The 13607-nt window shown below is 71.0% G+C and carries 18 protein-coding genes and 4 pseudogenes; 15 read left to right on the top strand and 7 right to left on the bottom strand.

What is annotated here, in order from left to right:
* Positions 1 to 818 precede the first annotated feature (818 nt).
* Entirely contained in the window at positions 819 to 1031 is a 213-nt protein-coding gene (locus tag SLUN_RS39550; protein WP_159100304.1) for a hypothetical protein, read from the top strand.
* The gene (locus SLUN_RS22255; protein ID WP_108150959.1) at positions 1028 to 1267 is read left to right on the top strand and encodes a hypothetical protein; all 240 of its coding nucleotides are present in this window, start codon (positions 1028 to 1030) and stop codon (positions 1265 to 1267) included. The genes SLUN_RS39550 and SLUN_RS22255 overlap by 4 nt, the downstream gene beginning before the upstream one ends.
* Positions 1268 to 1279: 12 nt before the next feature.
* On the opposite strand, the gene SLUN_RS22260 is transcribed toward SLUN_RS22255, so the two are convergent.
* The gene (locus SLUN_RS22260; RefSeq protein ID WP_108150961.1) at positions 1280 to 2965 is read right to left on the bottom strand and encodes a bifunctional 3'-5' exonuclease/DNA polymerase; all 1686 of its coding nucleotides are present in this window, start codon (positions 2963 to 2965) and stop codon (positions 1280 to 1282) included.
* A 91-nt stretch (positions 2966 to 3056) separates the two neighbouring features.
* Entirely contained in the window at positions 3057 to 3824 is a 768-nt protein-coding gene (locus tag SLUN_RS22265) for a helix-turn-helix transcriptional regulator (RefSeq protein ID WP_257153781.1), read from the bottom strand.
* 36 nt (positions 3825 to 3860) lie between these two features.
* Between SLUN_RS22265 and SLUN_RS22270 the strand changes: the two are divergent.
* Positions 3861 to 3998, top strand: a pseudogene (locus SLUN_RS22270) (NADP-dependent oxidoreductase); the annotation flags it as partial.
* 15 nt (positions 3999 to 4013) lie between these two features.
* Here SLUN_RS22270 and SLUN_RS22275 read toward each other — a convergent pair.
* Positions 4014 to 4142: pseudogene (locus SLUN_RS22275) on the bottom strand (sugar O-acetyltransferase); the annotation flags it as partial.
* A gap of 81 nt (positions 4143 to 4223) precedes the next feature.
* Here SLUN_RS22275 and SLUN_RS22280 point away from each other — a divergent pair.
* The 4 genes and pseudogenes from SLUN_RS22280 to SLUN_RS41450 all read left to right on the top strand — a co-directional run.
* On the top strand, positions 4224 to 4880 hold the full coding sequence (locus SLUN_RS22280; RefSeq protein WP_108150964.1) for a lipoprotein: 657 nt from the start codon (positions 4224 to 4226) through the stop codon (positions 4878 to 4880).
* 120 nt (positions 4881 to 5000) lie between these two features.
* On the top strand, positions 5001 to 5840 hold the full coding sequence (locus SLUN_RS22285) for a nitrilase-related carbon-nitrogen hydrolase (protein ID WP_108150966.1): 840 nt from the start codon (positions 5001 to 5003) through the stop codon (positions 5838 to 5840).
* Positions 5841 to 5983: 143 nt separating this feature from the next.
* Positions 5984 to 7138, top strand: coding sequence for a DUF2786 domain-containing protein (locus SLUN_RS22290; RefSeq protein ID WP_108150967.1), 1155 nt, complete (start codon positions 5984 to 5986; stop codon positions 7136 to 7138).
* Positions 7139 to 7172: 34 nt separating this feature from the next.
* Positions 7173 to 7295 (top strand): annotated as a pseudogene (locus tag SLUN_RS41450) (ATP-binding protein); the annotation flags it as partial.
* Between the two features lie 45 nt (positions 7296 to 7340).
* Here the strand turns inward: SLUN_RS41450 and SLUN_RS22300 are convergent.
* The gene (locus SLUN_RS22300) at positions 7341 to 8012 is read right to left on the bottom strand and encodes a hypothetical protein (protein WP_254708628.1); all 672 of its coding nucleotides are present in this window, start codon (positions 8010 to 8012) and stop codon (positions 7341 to 7343) included.
* Positions 8013 to 8376: 364 nt separating this feature from the next.
* Here SLUN_RS22300 and SLUN_RS22305 point away from each other — a divergent pair, with 364 nt between their 5' ends.
* Complete coding sequence (locus SLUN_RS22305; protein WP_108150970.1) at positions 8377 to 8955, top strand: hypothetical protein; 579 nt, start codon at positions 8377 to 8379, stop codon at positions 8953 to 8955.
* 108 nt (positions 8956 to 9063) lie between these two features.
* Entirely contained in the window at positions 9064 to 9858 is a 795-nt protein-coding gene (locus SLUN_RS22310) for a hypothetical protein (RefSeq protein ID WP_108150972.1), read from the top strand.
* Between the two features lie 94 nt (positions 9859 to 9952).
* On the opposite strand, the gene SLUN_RS22315 is transcribed toward SLUN_RS22310, so the two are convergent.
* The 3 genes from SLUN_RS22315 to rpmB are packed head-to-tail and all read right to left on the bottom strand — an operon-like array spanning position 9953 to position 10995.
* Positions 9953 to 10414 carry a hypothetical protein gene (locus SLUN_RS22315; RefSeq protein WP_108150974.1) on the bottom strand — a complete coding sequence of 154 codons (462 nt, stop codon included), beginning with the start codon at positions 10412 to 10414 and terminating at the stop codon, positions 9953 to 9955.
* A 39-nt stretch (positions 10415 to 10453) separates the two neighbouring features.
* The gene (gene rpsN / locus SLUN_RS22320; RefSeq protein ID WP_108150975.1) at positions 10454 to 10759 is read right to left on the bottom strand and encodes a 30S ribosomal protein S14; all 306 of its coding nucleotides are present in this window, start codon (positions 10757 to 10759) and stop codon (positions 10454 to 10456) included.
* Positions 10759 to 10995, bottom strand: a complete 237-nt coding sequence (gene rpmB / locus SLUN_RS22325; RefSeq protein WP_108150977.1) for a 50S ribosomal protein L28 — start codon at positions 10993 to 10995, stop codon at positions 10759 to 10761. The genes rpsN and rpmB overlap by 1 nt, the downstream gene beginning before the upstream one ends.
* 67 nt (positions 10996 to 11062) lie before the next feature.
* Here rpmB and rpmG point away from each other — a divergent pair, with 67 nt between their 5' ends.
* From rpmG to SLUN_RS22355, 6 genes and pseudogenes are all read left to right on the top strand, one after another.
* The gene (rpmG, locus tag SLUN_RS22330; RefSeq protein WP_108150979.1) at positions 11063 to 11227 is read left to right on the top strand and encodes a 50S ribosomal protein L33; all 165 of its coding nucleotides are present in this window, start codon (positions 11063 to 11065) and stop codon (positions 11225 to 11227) included.
* Positions 11228 to 11235: 8 nt separating this feature from the next.
* The gene (locus SLUN_RS22335) at positions 11236 to 11493 is read left to right on the top strand and encodes a type B 50S ribosomal protein L31 (RefSeq protein WP_108150981.1); all 258 of its coding nucleotides are present in this window, start codon (positions 11236 to 11238) and stop codon (positions 11491 to 11493) included.
* Complete coding sequence (locus SLUN_RS22340) at positions 11490 to 12635, top strand: CobW family GTP-binding protein (RefSeq protein ID WP_108150983.1); 1146 nt, start codon at positions 11490 to 11492, stop codon at positions 12633 to 12635. The genes SLUN_RS22335 and SLUN_RS22340 overlap by 4 nt, the downstream gene beginning before the upstream one ends.
* Positions 12635 to 12874, top strand: coding sequence for a 30S ribosomal protein S18 (gene rpsR, locus SLUN_RS22345; protein ID WP_108150985.1), 240 nt, complete (start codon positions 12635 to 12637; stop codon positions 12872 to 12874). The genes SLUN_RS22340 and rpsR overlap by 1 nt, the downstream gene beginning before the upstream one ends.
* Positions 12875 to 12939: 65 nt before the next feature.
* Positions 12940 to 13107, top strand: a pseudogene (locus SLUN_RS22350) (SRPBCC family protein); the annotation flags it as partial.
* A gap of 107 nt (positions 13108 to 13214) precedes the next feature.
* Positions 13215 to 13457: a DUF397 domain-containing protein gene (locus SLUN_RS22355; RefSeq protein ID WP_108150987.1), complete on the top strand. Its 243-nt coding sequence runs from the start codon at positions 13215 to 13217 to the stop codon at positions 13455 to 13457.
* Positions 13458 to 13607 lie beyond the last annotated feature (150 nt).

The raw sequence follows: 13607 nt of genomic DNA on the forward strand, positions 1-13607 counted from the left end.
GGTGCATCCTCACCCGCTGGCCGCCCGATGCAGACGGCCGATGCACGACGAATCGGCGCACCGCCCATATCGGCCAGACTGCCCCGATTTGCCTGCGGCTTGCGGGCCGTCGGCGCCTTGGGGCTGAGGGGTACGCAGTAGCTGACGGTCGGCGCGCGCACTAGAAGACCGATGAAGATGTTGGGGTCTGGACCCGCCGCGCGAGCGGCGGGGTCAGACTGTTCTGTTGTGGCGATGAGTGAATGGGCCGGGGAGACGGTCGGGCCGGATGTGTGGGCGATCTGCCGACTGATCAACCTCGGACTCACCCGGACCAACGAAACCTGGACCATCACCCCAGCCACCGCATAGACAGAGGGGCCGCCCGGCCTGCGGCCGGACAACCCCTCAGCAAGATCTTCATGAGTCTTCTGCCTCGTCGCCGCCCGTCTGCCGGATACGGGAGCGGCCGCGGCCCTTCGCGCGCTGGGTGAGAGCGTCGGCGGGCGCGGCCCGGCGCGGCGTACGACTGCCGGTGTCGCGGCTGCCGGCCGCCTGCTCGATGACGCCCCAGTCCTCGGCCTCGGCGATCTGCGTGACCCGGCGCGGCTGCCCGCCCGCCGCCGGAGCGGGCCCGGCGGATCGCGCGGCCCGCCGAGCCCGCGTCGTGGGGACGGCCGGCGCCTACGGGGGCGTGCCGGGCGATGGTCCGGACGGGACGTCGGTGGCCGACGCGAAGCGGGACGAGGGCACCCGGCCGGAACCGCGCGTCACGATCACCGGGAAGCCGGACCCGCGAATCGGCGATCCCAAGTGGTACATGCGCCAGCGCCGACCAGATGATCAAGCTGCTGGAAATCAGCCTGCCCAAGGGGGAGTTCAGCAAGCAGCGGGGCACCAGCAACTTCGGCGGCCCGGGCGACATCGCAAACGCCTCCCTGGTGTACGACGACGGCTTTGGCACGTCGCTCATCTCGATCTCCGCCAAGCGCGTCGACCCAAGGACCCGGCGCTCAAGAAGTCACTCAAGGTCAAGACCTTCCTGCGGGTGACCGTCGCGCCCGGTACTCCGGACGGCGGCATGGTGCGCACACAGCAGAAGGCGGGCAAGCAGCCGGGCTCCCTGGAGTGGTCGGCCGAGACCGTCACGCCACAAGGGATGCGAGTCACCGTGACCGCCTTCAACTCGCAGTATCCGAACCAGGCGGCCGTCCGCCCCGAGCCCGCGCTCACCCTCGCGCAACTGTCCGCCATCGCCACCAGCGACAAGTGGCACAACTTCATGTAGCCCCGGGCGCGGTCACTTCGCGTCGGCGTAGCACTCCACCACCGCCGTCGTGAACGGAAACCGCACCGGCGTGTCCCCGAAGGCGATCCGCCCGGCCAGCTCCCCGGCCGCGCGGATCGCCTTCGCGACCTCCTGTGCCTCCTGTGCCGGGCAGTGCACGATCACCTCGTCGTGCTGGAAGAACACCAGCTCTGCGCGCAGGCCCGCCGTCGACTGCCTCAGTGCCGCCAGCATCAGCAGCGCCCAGTCCGCCGCGCTGCCCTGGACCACGAAGTTGCGGGTGAAGCGGCCCCGGGCCCGGGCGTTCGTCGAGGCGTAGCCCGGTGTGAACTCGCCATCCGTGGACGGCGGTTCCTCGCTCTCCTGCGGTATGCCCGCCTCGTCGTCGTCCCCCGACCCGGCCGCCCGTGGGCTCGTACGCCCCAGCCAGGTCCGTACGAGCCGGCCCTCCTCGCCCGCCTTCGCCGCGTCGTCCACATACGCCACGGCGAGCGGGAATCTGCGCCTCAGCATGGCCAGGTTCTTCAGGCCGTCGCCCGAGGTCTGGCCGTAGATCGCGCCCAGCAGCGCGATCTTGGCGTGGTCGCGGTCGCCGGAGAACGCCCGGTCCGACAGTGCCGAGTACAGATCACCGTCGTGGCCCGCGACATCCATCAGGCCGGGGTCGCGGGAGATCGCCGCCAGCACCCGCGGCTCCATCTGGTCGGCGTCCGCGACCACCAGCCGCCAGCCCTCGTCCGCGACCACCGCCCGCCGGATGACCTTGGGGATCTGAAGTGCCCCGCCCCCGTTGGTCGTCCAGCGGCCCGAGACGGTGCCTCCGGGCAGATACTCGGGCCGGAACCGGCCGTCCCGTACCCAGTCCTGGAGCCAGCCCCAGCCGTGCGCCGTCCAGATCCGGTACAGCTTCTTGTACTCGATCAGCGGCTTCACGGCCGGGTGGTCGAGCTCCTCCAACTCCCAGCGCCGGGTGGACTTCAGCCTGATCCCGGCCTGCGCGAACGCCTTCACCACATCCGCGGGCAGATCGGGGCGCACGCGACGCCCGAACGCCGCCGACACCTCGTCCGCCAGCTCCGCCAGCCGGCGCGGCTCACCGCCGCCCGCGTACCGCTCGCCCAGCAGCTCGTGCAGCAGATCCCGGTGGACGTCCGCCCGCCACGGCAGCCCGGACCGGTTCATCTCCGCCGCCACCAGCATTCCCGCCGATTCGGCGGCGGTCAGCAGCCGCATCCGCCCCGGGTGTCCGGCGGCATCGTGTCTTCGCTGCTGGTCGGCGTAGACCTCGAGCAGGGCCTCCAGTGGTACGGAGACGGGCTGCGGCTCGAAGAGTGAGGACTGTGATCCCGGTTCGGCCGCGCGCTGCGGCGGATCGGGCGGTACGGGCGCGTTGTGCAGCCGGGCCCAGGCTGCCGCCGCCGACCGGGGCTCGCCGAGCCGCCCCTCGTGGCCGAGCAGCAGCAGCTCCGCGTCCTCGATGTCGTAACACCGCTCGACCCGGACCCCGGCCGCCAGCAGCCGGGGATAGATCTCGGCCGTCGAGCGCCAGACCCATCTGCCGACCTCCGCGCGGGAGCGGACGGCCTCGGCCAGATCGCGCTCCTCCTGGACGGGCCCGGCGGGCAGGCCGTCGGGGCCGAGGGGGACGAGCCGCGCCCCGTCGCCCTCCGCCGCCGCCAGAGCCCATCGTTCGCTCATGGGAGCGAGTGTGGCAGCCCGCACTGACAACGGACCGAATTGTCCCCGGACAGGACCTGAGCGACCGCGTTGTCGTAGGCGACCGCGTCTCCTACGCGACCGCGTGGAAGAGTGCCGACGCCTCGGCCCTCGACGCGACCCCCAGCTTGGTCAGGATGTTCGCGGCATGGAACTTCACCGTCGACTCGCTGATGTGCAGCTCCTGCGCGATCACGCGGTTGCGGTGCCCGCGCGCCAGATGCCTGAGCACCTCCAGCTCCCGGGCCCCCAGCGAGCCGAGCGGCTCGGTCGGTGCGATCTCCGGCGCCCCCAGCGGGATCTTCGCCGTGACCGTCGTACCCCAGCCCGGCACCGCGTCCACGTCCAGCCGCCCGCCCAGCGCCGCCAGCCGCTCGTCGACCCGCTGCGGGCCGAGCGTGCAGGCGGAGATCTCGCCGGGACCGTCGTCCCGTACCGTCGCGCGCAGTTCGCCCTCGCTGACGCTCCAGCCGACATGGACACGGCCCACCGCGTCCTGTTCGAGGACGGTCAGCAGCACCGCCCGTACGACCGCGCGCGCCCCGTGTGCCACATCGGCGGCCAGCGGCCGGCCGGAGTCGGGCGCGCCCAGCTCCAGGCGGACCGGGCTGTAGCGCACCAGCGGCCGCAGTGAGTCCGCGAGCCGGGGGAAGGCCTGCCCGGCGGGCTCCTCTGCGACGGCCTGGTCCCGTTCCGTCTCGGCGCGCAGCTCGACCAGCGCGGTGACGGCCAGCTCGACCGCGGTGACGCGGGCGGCGGCGTCGTCCAGATTCCGGCTGCGCAACACGCCCAGCAGCCCGGACAGCGCCGTCGCGTGCGTCTCGGTCAGCTCCGCGATCACCCTGGCCCGCTCCCCGGCCGAGGCCCGCGACCGGGCGAGCGAGTGCGCGCGGCGGCTCCCCAGGGTGTGGACGCCGTGTTCGACGCGGCGGGCAAGGGGGCGCTGCCTGCCTCCATCGAGCTGCGCGGCGGCACGGCCGAGCGCATCATCACCATCGCGGACGTGGACGCGGCCGGGGGAAGCTGGTGATCACTCCGCCGCAGGCGTGAGCGTGCGGATGACACGGGCCGGGTTGCCGACGGCCAGCACCCCGGCCGGGAGGTCCTTGGTGACCACCGACCCCGCGCCGACGACGGTGTTCTCGCCCATCCGGCGTCCCTCCACGGTGGTCGACCTCTCTAGGATCGATCATGTTTGTTCGAACTGAACCAGGGGTGGGGATCTGTGGTGCGAGGTCTGATGCGTGGCGTGGCGGTGGGGCTGGTCCCGGCGGCGCTGGTGGTGGGGGTGGTGGGGGTGCTCACCGGCTGTTCGGCGGAGGCGACGGCGGAGAAGCCCGCGGGAAAGGCGAGTGCGAAGGGCGCGGCGAAGGGCTCCCCAGGTGACGGGACCGGGGCCGGGACCGCGGCGAAGGGCGGCACGGTCGGGGGCGCCGGTTCGCCGTGCGTGCTGCCCGTCTCGTTCGACCTCGCGGCCGACTGGAAGCCGAAGGCCGTCACGAACGACGACCAGTTCGGGCCGGTCACACAGGGTCCGGTGACACTCGTCTGCGAGATCGACGCGAAGCCTGCCGGGAACATCGGCTTCATGCGCGTATGGACCGGCGGCCGCAGCGGCGACGATCCGCGCAAGGCGCTCGAAGCCTTCGTCACGGACGAGGCGAAGAGCCGGGAGAAGGTCACGTTCAGCGAGACCAAGGCGGGCGAGTTCCCCGCCACCGAGGTCACGTACCTCAACACCAATGAGTTCCTGGACGCGCCCAAGAAGGAGCGCGCGTTCGCCGTCTCGACCCCGCGCGGGCTGCTCGTCCTGCACCTGGGAGGAATGGACTCCGAGGAGCACGAGGGGATGCTCCCGGCCTACGAGCTGGCGAAGCAGAGCGTGCGCAAGGCCTGACGGGGCCGTCCCGGCGCGCAGGCCACCCGGGCGTCCCGCCGGTCGTTCCACCGGGCGGGCCCGTGTCCGTACGGGCCCGCCCGAGGTGCCCGATCACCCGGTCCCTGACAGGCTCGGTCCATGCGAGTGGCACTGGCACAGACCGACTGCGTACTGGGCGAGGTGGACCAGAATCTCGTGACGGCCCGGGAGCAGATCGAGCAGGCCGTCGCCCAGGGCGCGGACCTCGTCGTCTTCCCCGAGCTGAGCCTGCACGGCTACCACCTGGGCGCGCTGGAGCGGGACACCTCGGTGGAGGCGCGCGATCCGCGGCTGCTGGAGCTGGGAACGTTCGGCGTGGATGTGATGGCCGGGTTCCACGAGCACACGCGGCTGCGGGCGTACAACACCTGTGCGTACTACAACGACGGTGAACTGCTGTACGCGCACCGGAAGTTGTACCTCCCCAACTATCTGGCCTGGGAGGAGCGAAAGCATGTCAGCCCCGGCCAGTTGCTGCGCGCCTACGACCTGCCGCGCGGCCGGGGCCGGGCGGCGACCCTCGTCTGCAACGACGCCTGGCAGCCGGTGCTGCCCTGGCTCGCCGTGCAGGACGGCGCGGAGGTCCTGCTCGTACCGGCGAACAGTGCGGCGAGCCTGGACCCGGAGGCGATGGACACCGGCCTGTACTGGGACAGCCTGCTGTCCTACACGGCGCGGATGCTCCAGTGCTGGGTCGTCTTCGTGAACCGGGTGGGGAACGAGAACGGCGCGTCGTTCTGGGGCGGTTCGCGCGTGGTGGACCCGCGGGGCGCGGTGGTGGCCCAGGCGCCCAAGTGGGAGCCCGGTCTGGTCACCGTCGACATCGACGTCCACGAGGCGCGCCGGCAGCGGCGTTCGGTGCCGCTGGTGGCGGAGGCCCGCCTGGGGCTGATCGACCGCGAGGTGCGGCGGCTGATCGACGAGGGCGGGGACAGCTGAGGGCGGGGTGGCGCCCCGCCCGGCCACCGCTGCCAGCGGCGGTGGCGATCGCGTACCACAAGCGCAGGCGAAGGGGAGTGTGCGGGGCCTGCCCTGCCCGCCTGGGATCATCAGTACGAAACACGTTCCTGAGGAGGCAGTCGGTGAGCACGGTCGGTACGGTCGAGAAGGCCCTCGCCGCCGCGTTGTACGCGGACGGCGACCAAGGCCTCGACACCGGCGCCTCACTGCTCGCCGCCGACCCGGCCGCCGACGCCGAACTGCAGCTGCGGGGCGAGGAGTTCGTACGCCGGGCCTGGGAGCGCGGCTGGCAGCCCGCCGATGTCGTACGGATCGTCCGGCGCGACCTCGACGAGCCGCACGAGCGACTGGTCGCGGAGCTGATCACGGGGGAGAGCGGGCGGTACGCGCACCTCGCCCCGCGCTGGCGGGCCCAGCTCGACGAGCTGAAGCAGACCCCGTACACCGCCGACCGCTTCTCGTACGCGACCGCCGTGCTGGAGCTGTACCGCCTGCTGGTCCGGCTGCCCGCGATCGAGCCGGTCGGCCCGGTCCCCGGCGCGCCCTTCACCGCGGAGCCCTCGCCGCACGAGCCGCGCATGCTCACCCGCATCCGCGCGCTGCTGGCCAAGGCGGAGGCGACGGGCTTTCCGCAGGAGGCGGAGGCGCTCACGGCCAAGGCGCAGGAGCTGATGGCGCGGCACAGCGTCGACGAGGCGGTGCTCGCCGCGCAGACGCACCGGCCCGATGTGCCCGCGGCCTGCCGGATCGGGGTGGACGCTCCGTACGAGACGGCCAAGGCGATTCTGCTGGACGCGGTCGCCTCGGCGAACCGCTGCCGCGCGGTGTGGAACAGCGGCTTCGGCTTCTCGACGGTCGTCGGCTTCGAGGCCGATCTGGAGGGGGTCGAGCTGCTGTACACCTCGCTGCTGGTGCAGGGGACGTCGGCGATGACCCGCGCGGAGGCGACGCAGCGCGCCGGCGGCCGCAAGCGGACGAAGGCGTTCCGTCAGTCGTTCCTGATGGCGTACGCAAGCCGTCTCGGCGAGCGCCTGGCCGTGGCGACGGACGCGGTGACGGACGCGGTGACGGACGCGGTGACGGCCGACGGGGGCCGGGACCTGCTGCCTGTCCTGGCCGCGCGGGACGTGGCGGTCACGGACCGGGCGGAGCGGATGTTCCCGGAGACGACGACCACAAGGGTGCGCGGGGTGAACGACGAGGCGGGCTGGACGCACGGCAGAGCGGCGGCGGACAGCGCACAGGTCTCGAAGACGCACCCGCGCATCACGCCCTGAGGAAGGTCGGCCTTGAGACCCGCGATGAAGCGTCCGGGCGGCCGACGGCGACGAATCGGGACGCGGCCTCGCGCTCCTGGACGCGGTCTCCGTGCGCTGGGGTGTGGTGTGGGGCGCGGACAGCAAGACCGTGTGGTGCGAGCTGGGGGACGCGTAGTTCAGCGGCGGACCCCTGCCCTGGGCCAGGGCAGGGGTCCGTGGATCAGCGCTGCTGGACGAACGCCCGGCCGTCGTGGGCGGCGTCGGCGGAGCAGGACTTCTTCTCCGCAGCGGTCATCTTGCGGCTCTTGACGACCACCGCGTTGCTCGTGCCGTCCGTGCCGTTCTTGGCCGGGCCGGTGATGGTGTCCTCGAAGAACCAGTAGTAGTGGTCCCACTTGGGGCTGTCGTAGTGGGTCTGCCAGGTGCCGGAGACCTTCTGCATCACCTGGGCGCGGGAGATCCAGCCCACTTCACCGGGCTTGACCGTCATTCCCAGGGAGCTGCTTTCCGAGTGCGTGCTCGACCAGGTGTGGCTGTAGGTCGCCGTCACACTCAGGTCGATGATGCCGGCGATCTTGCCGCCCGCGGTGACCGAGACGCCGGCCGAGTCGGTCGAGCCCACGGTGTCGTTCCAGGTCATGGACTGAGTGGCGTCCGACGTACTGCAGTTGAAGAGCGAGTCGGAGACCTGGCGGAACTGACCCAGGTACGCCTCGCCCAGCTGGGGCGAGTTGAAGGTGCACTTGCCCTCGCCCGACGCGCAGTCCGCAGTCAGTTGCTGCCGTGTCGGCTGCTCATCGGCGGATGCGGGCAGGGCGGTCGCCGCCGCGATTCCGCAGGCTGCCACCGTCAGGGCCAGTAACCGGCCGCCGTGCCGTATGGCGCGGTTCATCTTCATCTTGGTGCCTTTCAGGTTGTGCATTGGGGGGGCCGGTGAACTGGGCGACTCCGTACAAGGGTTGAGGCATCCCCGCACACATCCGCGCTCACCGCCTTGCGTGCGAGGCTGTCCCAGCAGCCTCCCCAGTCACACCAAGAGCGGGCAAAGTTGTAGTTGATAGTGAAATCGCTGCCAGGCGACGGTAGTTGCGGATGGGTGGACTCCATTTGCGAAGACAACTATCACGCCCCGCAAGTGTGATCCAGTAGGTACTAATTCCCTTGTTTCCCCAGCCTGTTCCGGTCGTACGGTGGCGGGCGTCAAGATCGAACTGATCTGGGCAGACCTAGCTTTTGCAAACAGGGGGATTCACAGCATGCGCAAGTACGTTGCTGTTGCGGCGGTTTCGTCCGCGATCGTTCTCGGCCTCGCCTCGGCCGCGCCCGCCGGCGCGGCCGACGGCCTCGACGGGGTCGACGCGCCCGGTACGACCGAAGTGGCCGCGCCCGCGACTTCGCAGGCGTGGGATGAGAAGGCCTCGGCCGGCACGGACAGCCCGGCCGAGGGTCCGTCCCAGCAGCCGCTCGGAGCGCCCAGCGCGGGCGTGTTCTACACCAACGGCGACAACGTCCACATCTCCAGCACGGCGCCGGCCTCCGCGTCGGGCCACGGCTGGTGGGTCAAGATCAGCGGTCCCGGCACCAAGGCCAAGGTCACCATCGAGCTGCAGGCACTGGACCACCGCGACAACAAGTGGAAGACCGTCGCGACCGGCAGCAAGAACGTGTACTCCGGCACCGGGAGCGCGAACCGCGCCCACGCCCGCAAGACCTGCACGAACCGTGTGCAGAAGGTGCAGTGGCGCAGCCGTATCGACGTCGACATCATCGGGGTCAACGACTCTCCGGAGAAGGCCATCACCAAGACCCAGTCCCTGTGGTGCGGCGCCTTCTGAGGCCCGTTCCGTAACGCTGTTCAGTAGCGTACTGAACTGAACGACGAAGGTGCCCCGACCCCGGCCGGGGTCGGGGCACCGGTCTGCCGGAGCACGAGGAGATCGCACGTGTCGGAAGCGAACCTGCCCGCACCCATGATCATGGGCGTCCATGGCGTGCTCACCCTGAACCCCTGGGTGAGCCCGGAGCACGAGGACGTCTTCGGTCTCGTGGTCAGGCGGACGGTCTCCTACGGCTGGAGTTCCTTCCACGCCTCAGGACCGGACGGGGTGCGCTGGGGCCACAACGAGGCGGACGGCGACTGGGAGCAGGACCAGCGCGTACGCCAGCTCGCCTGGCTCCAGGTCGACGTCGCCGACGCCCCGCGGGGACAGCGGTTGCCCGTTCTTCCGGCGGCCACGGTGCTCGGGGACTCCCTCAACCGCATCGGGCGCTTCCGTTTCACCGGCCTGCACACCGTGGCTCCCCTGTACGAGGCCCCGGACAGCCGGGCCGACCTCGCCTACGCTGCCGAGTGGTTCGCCCTCGCGGACCCCGCCGCCTCGGCGGAGTTCACCCTCTCGGTCGCCAGCACCAAGGCTGCCGACCTCCCGGGTCATGCCCCCGACATCCTCGCCGCCGCCCTGGAACGCGCCCATGGGCAACTCGGAATCGAGGCAGCACCGCTGAGCTCTCCGCCGGGCCTTCCGGCGAGCCCTGCCGAGGCAGGACTGGGCCTGCCGCTGGCCGGGGAACTCGAGACGACCCACCTCCGGTGCGGTCAGGCATTCCGCTGCGTCACCCGCGAATGGTCACTGGACATGGCCGCCTGGGTCACCGAAATCTTCATCGACGCGCTGCGCGGGACCGGCACCACTCACCCGGCTCTCATCACGGTGTCCAAGCCGCTCTCGCCGGCGTAACGGCGGGGAGTGCGCGAAGTCGCGCAGGCGCTGAATGTGACGACGACGGGCCTCGGACCCGTGAAGGTCCGAGGCCCGTAACCGATGCCGTACGTCAGGGAGTCGGGAGGCCCGTCGGCAGCCCCGTCGGCAGTGTGCCCGTCGCCGACTTGGTCAGCGTGTCCTTCGCGCCGGCGTCCCACGAGATGACGAGCGTCTTGCCGTCGTTGGACTCGATCGAGCCCATCGTGCGGTCGGTGTTCCCGTCCGCGCACTTCAGCGTCAGCATCGGCTTGCCCATGTCCGCCACGTCGCCGGTGCAGGCGTGCCCGTCGGCGAGGAGCACCGCCTTCGTGCCGGTGACGGCCAGGTCGACCGTCTTGCCGTCGGTCTTCCCGGACCAGGCGCCCTCGATGCTGCCGCCCTTGGCGGCGTCGCCGCCGCTGCCGGCTTCGGTGGGCGCGGTGGACGCGGAGTCCTTGCCGGCGTCGTCACCGTCGTCGCTGCCGCAGCCGGTCAGCGCGAGAGTGGCGACAAGTCCCGCCGCGGCGAGTGAAGTACGTACGAGCTTGTGCACTTTTTCGGTCCCCCTGGTCGGTTCCAAGACCGCGCCAAGCTACCAGGAGGACTTGCGCACCCCAGGGAGGAATCCGGCGTGTGCCTGCTCACGCAGCCGCACCCGGGAGAGGCCGAACTTCCGCAGATGCCCGCGCGGCCGGCCGTCCACGCTGTCCCGGTTCCGCACCCGCGTGGCGCTCGCGTCGCGCGGCTGGCGTCGCAACTCGGCCTGCGCGGCGAGCCGTTCGTCCTCGCCCGTGCCGGGCCTGCGGATGATCTCCTTCAACTCCGCCCGCCGCGCCGCGTACCGGTCCACGACCACCTTGCGCCGCTCATTGCGGACGATCTTGCTCTTCTTGGCCATCAGACCTTCACCCCGCGGGCACGGATACGGGCCACGGCGGCCTCGATCCCGATCGTGTCGATGGCCTTGATCGCGCGGGCGCTGAGCGTGAGCCGGACATGGCGGCCCTCGCTCGCGAGCCAGTAGCGCTTGCGCTGGATGTTGGGGTCGAAGCGGCGCGATGTGCGCCGGTGCGAGTGGGAGATGTTGTTGCCGAAGCCCGGCTGGGCGCCGGTCAGCTGGCAGTGCGCGGACACGGGTGATTCACCTCTCGTTGACGGGATCCCATTTGGTAATGGAAACCATTTCCATATACTAGCCCCCATGGCCCGCAACGAACTCCGCCCGATCATCAAGCTCCGCTCCACGGCGGGCACCGGCTACACGTATGTGACCCGCAAGAACCGCCGTAACGACCCCGACCGCCTGACGCTGCGCAAGTACGACCCGATGGTCGGCAAGCACGTCGACTTCCGAGAGGAGCGCTGAGCAGCGCCATGAAGCCCGGAATACACCCCACGTACGGCCCCGTCGTCTTCCGCGACAAGGTGGCCGACTTCGCCATCCTCACCCGCTCGACCGCCACCAGTGAGAAGACCGTCGAGTGGGAGGACGGCAACACCTATCCCGTGATCGACGTCGAGATCTCCTCGGCGAGCCACCCCTTCTACACGGGGACGGCGCGCGTGATGGACACGGCGGGCCGGGTGGAGCGCTTCGAGCGCCGCTACGGAGGCCGGGGAGGCCGGGGGTGAGCAGTCCAGTCCTCTCCGTCGCGCTCGTCGGCGGACTGCACTCGGATGCCCGCAAGGCAGCGGTGGAGCGGCTGCTGGCCACCGTGCCCGGCAGCGTCGCGCTCCACCACGACCTCTCGACCGCCGTGCGGGGCACGGTCGTTCGCACGGTCCGCGACGCGCTCGGCGTACGCGCCACCGGCGAGACGCCGCTGGTCAACGACTGTGCCTGCTGCGCGCTGCGCGAGGATCTGGTGCCCGAGCTGGAGCGGCTCGCGGACGACGGGGTCACCCGCCTCGCGGTCGTCGAGCTCTGGGACTCCGTCGAACCCGAGGCGATGGCCGAGGTCGTCGCGGCGCACGGCGGCGAACGGCTCACCGTGACCGCGGTGATGACCGCCGTCGACCCGGCGCTGCTGCTGCCGTATCTCGGCAACAGCGACGACCTGTTGGACGCGGGCCTCGCGGCCGCCGCCTCCGACCAGCGCACGGTCGCCGACACCTGGGCGCGCCAGCTGGAGTACGCGCCCGTGCTCGCCGTCGTCGAGAGCGAGGAGGCCGACGACGAGGACCGCGCGCTGCTGGCCCAGCTGCATCCGACCGCCCGCCGGATCGCCGTGGAGGGACCCGAGTTGGGCGCCGCCGCGCTCGCCGGCTTCGACGTCGAGGCGGCCGCGGCCGCCCAGCACCCGGCCTGTGCGCTGCTGCCGCAGGACGCGGACGACTGCGGAGTCGGTACGTACGTCTGGCACCGCAGCCGCCCCTTCCACCCGGAGCGGCTCTACCGGGCGCTGGAGGATCTGACCTGCGCGGCGGCCCGCAGCCGCGGCCGGTTCTGGCTCGCCGACCGCCCGGACACCCTGCTGGCCTGGGACGCGGCGGGCGGCGCGCTCTGTGTGGAGAACGCGGGCCCCTGGCTCGCCTCGCTGCCCGACGCCGCCTGGGAGATGGTCCCGCCGGTCCGCAGGGCGGCCGCCGCGCTGGACTGGCACCCCGAGCACGGGGACTGCTGTCAGCACCTGGTCTTCACCTCGCCCGGTCTGGACCGCGACGGTCTGGAACAGCTCCTCGAATCCTGCCTGTTGACCGATGCCGAGTACGCCGCGGGCCGCGAGGCCTGGAAGCGGCTGCCGCCCGCCTTCGACTCCCTCCTGGAGGTCTGATGTCCCCCCGCCGCACCGACCCGCGCAAGCCGGTCAAGTCCCGCCCGAATCCGCTGGACCAGGCCAGGATCACCTACGTCGACTACAAGGACACGGACCTGCTCCGCAGGTTCATCTCGGACCGCGGCAAGATCCGCAGCCGCCGGGTGACCCGGGTGAGCGCCCAGCAGCGGCAGTTGGCGCGGGCCGTCAAGAACGCCCGCGAGATGGCGCTGCTGCCGTACTCCTCCGGGAAGTGACGAGCAGGAGATTCCCTACGCTCGACTCGTAGGGAATCTCCTGCCTGTTGCGGGCTTCATGACGGACATGGGAGCCGGAAGGGCGCGGCACACGTCTCTTCCTTGTGTACGAAGGCTTCGATCCGGACGACCCGGCGCAGATGATGGCCCACAAGATCATGGGCGGCGGCCGGCGGTCGTACGTACTGCGGGCGCTGCGGGAGACGCTGGAGAAGCTGCCGCCGGAGCTGTAACCGAAGGGCCACCCCGCGTGCACGTGCATCTGCTCATGCATTGGCATATGAACACAGCTATGATCCGGGAAAGTTGATACATACAGCTTGTACCCCGGGAGCGACTCGTGCACCACGCGTACAACGGCATGGCGGCCACGGAGCTTCACGGGGTCGTCTGGCAGAAGAGCAGGCACAGCAACTCCCAGGGATCGTGCGTGGAGTTCGCCAAGCTGCCCGGTGGTGACGTGGCGATGCGCAACTCGCGGCACCCCGACGGCCCCGCACTCGTATATACGCCTGCGGAGATAGAAGCGTTGCTTCTGGGCGTCAAGGACGGGGAGTTCGACCATCTGATCGCGGGGAGCTAGCCCCGCCAGCTGTCCCCGGGCGGGGACAGGCCCTAGGGCGTGTTTTGGAAGTAGCGCCGTCCGCCCGCAGGGCGGGCCCCGCGGCGTCTGGTGCGTGCAATCGCAAGGCGGAGGATCGCCCTCGTACTGGACGTACTTGGGCGACTCCGA

The organism is Streptomyces lunaelactis (genome assembly GCF_003054555.1).
Taxonomy (GTDB): Bacteria; Actinomycetota; Actinomycetes; order Streptomycetales; family Streptomycetaceae; genus Streptomyces; species Streptomyces lunaelactis.

Bases quoted from the DNA above. Each gene is read 5' to 3' on its own strand.
- SLUN_RS39550 (WP_159100304.1), top strand. From the start codon at position 819: ATGATCAAGCTGCTGGAAATCAGCCTGCCCAAGGGGGAGTTCAGCAAG.
- SLUN_RS22260 (WP_108150961.1), bottom strand. From the start codon at position 2,965: ATGAGCGAACGATGGGCTCTGGCGGCGGCGGAGGGCGACGGGGCGCGG.
- SLUN_RS22280 (WP_108150964.1), top strand. From the start codon at position 4,224: ATGCGTGGCGTGGCGGTGGGGCTGGTCCCGGCGGCGCTGGTGGTGGGG.
- SLUN_RS22285 (WP_108150966.1), top strand. From the start codon at position 5,001: ATGCGAGTGGCACTGGCACAGACCGACTGCGTACTGGGCGAGGTGGAC.
- SLUN_RS22300 (WP_254708628.1), bottom strand. From the start codon at position 8,012: ATGAACCGCGCCATACGGCACGGCGGCCGGTTACTGGCCCTGACGGTG.
- SLUN_RS22305 (WP_108150970.1), top strand. From the start codon at position 8,377: ATGCGCAAGTACGTTGCTGTTGCGGCGGTTTCGTCCGCGATCGTTCTC.
- rpsN (WP_108150975.1), bottom strand. From the start codon at position 10,759: ATGGCCAAGAAGAGCAAGATCGTCCGCAATGAGCGGCGCAAGGTGGTC.
- rpmG (WP_108150979.1), top strand. From the start codon at position 11,063: ATGGCCCGCAACGAACTCCGCCCGATCATCAAGCTCCGCTCCACGGCG.
- SLUN_RS22335 (WP_108150981.1), top strand. From the start codon at position 11,236: ATGAAGCCCGGAATACACCCCACGTACGGCCCCGTCGTCTTCCGCGAC.
- rpsR (WP_108150985.1), top strand. From the start codon at position 12,635: ATGTCCCCCCGCCGCACCGACCCGCGCAAGCCGGTCAAGTCCCGCCCG.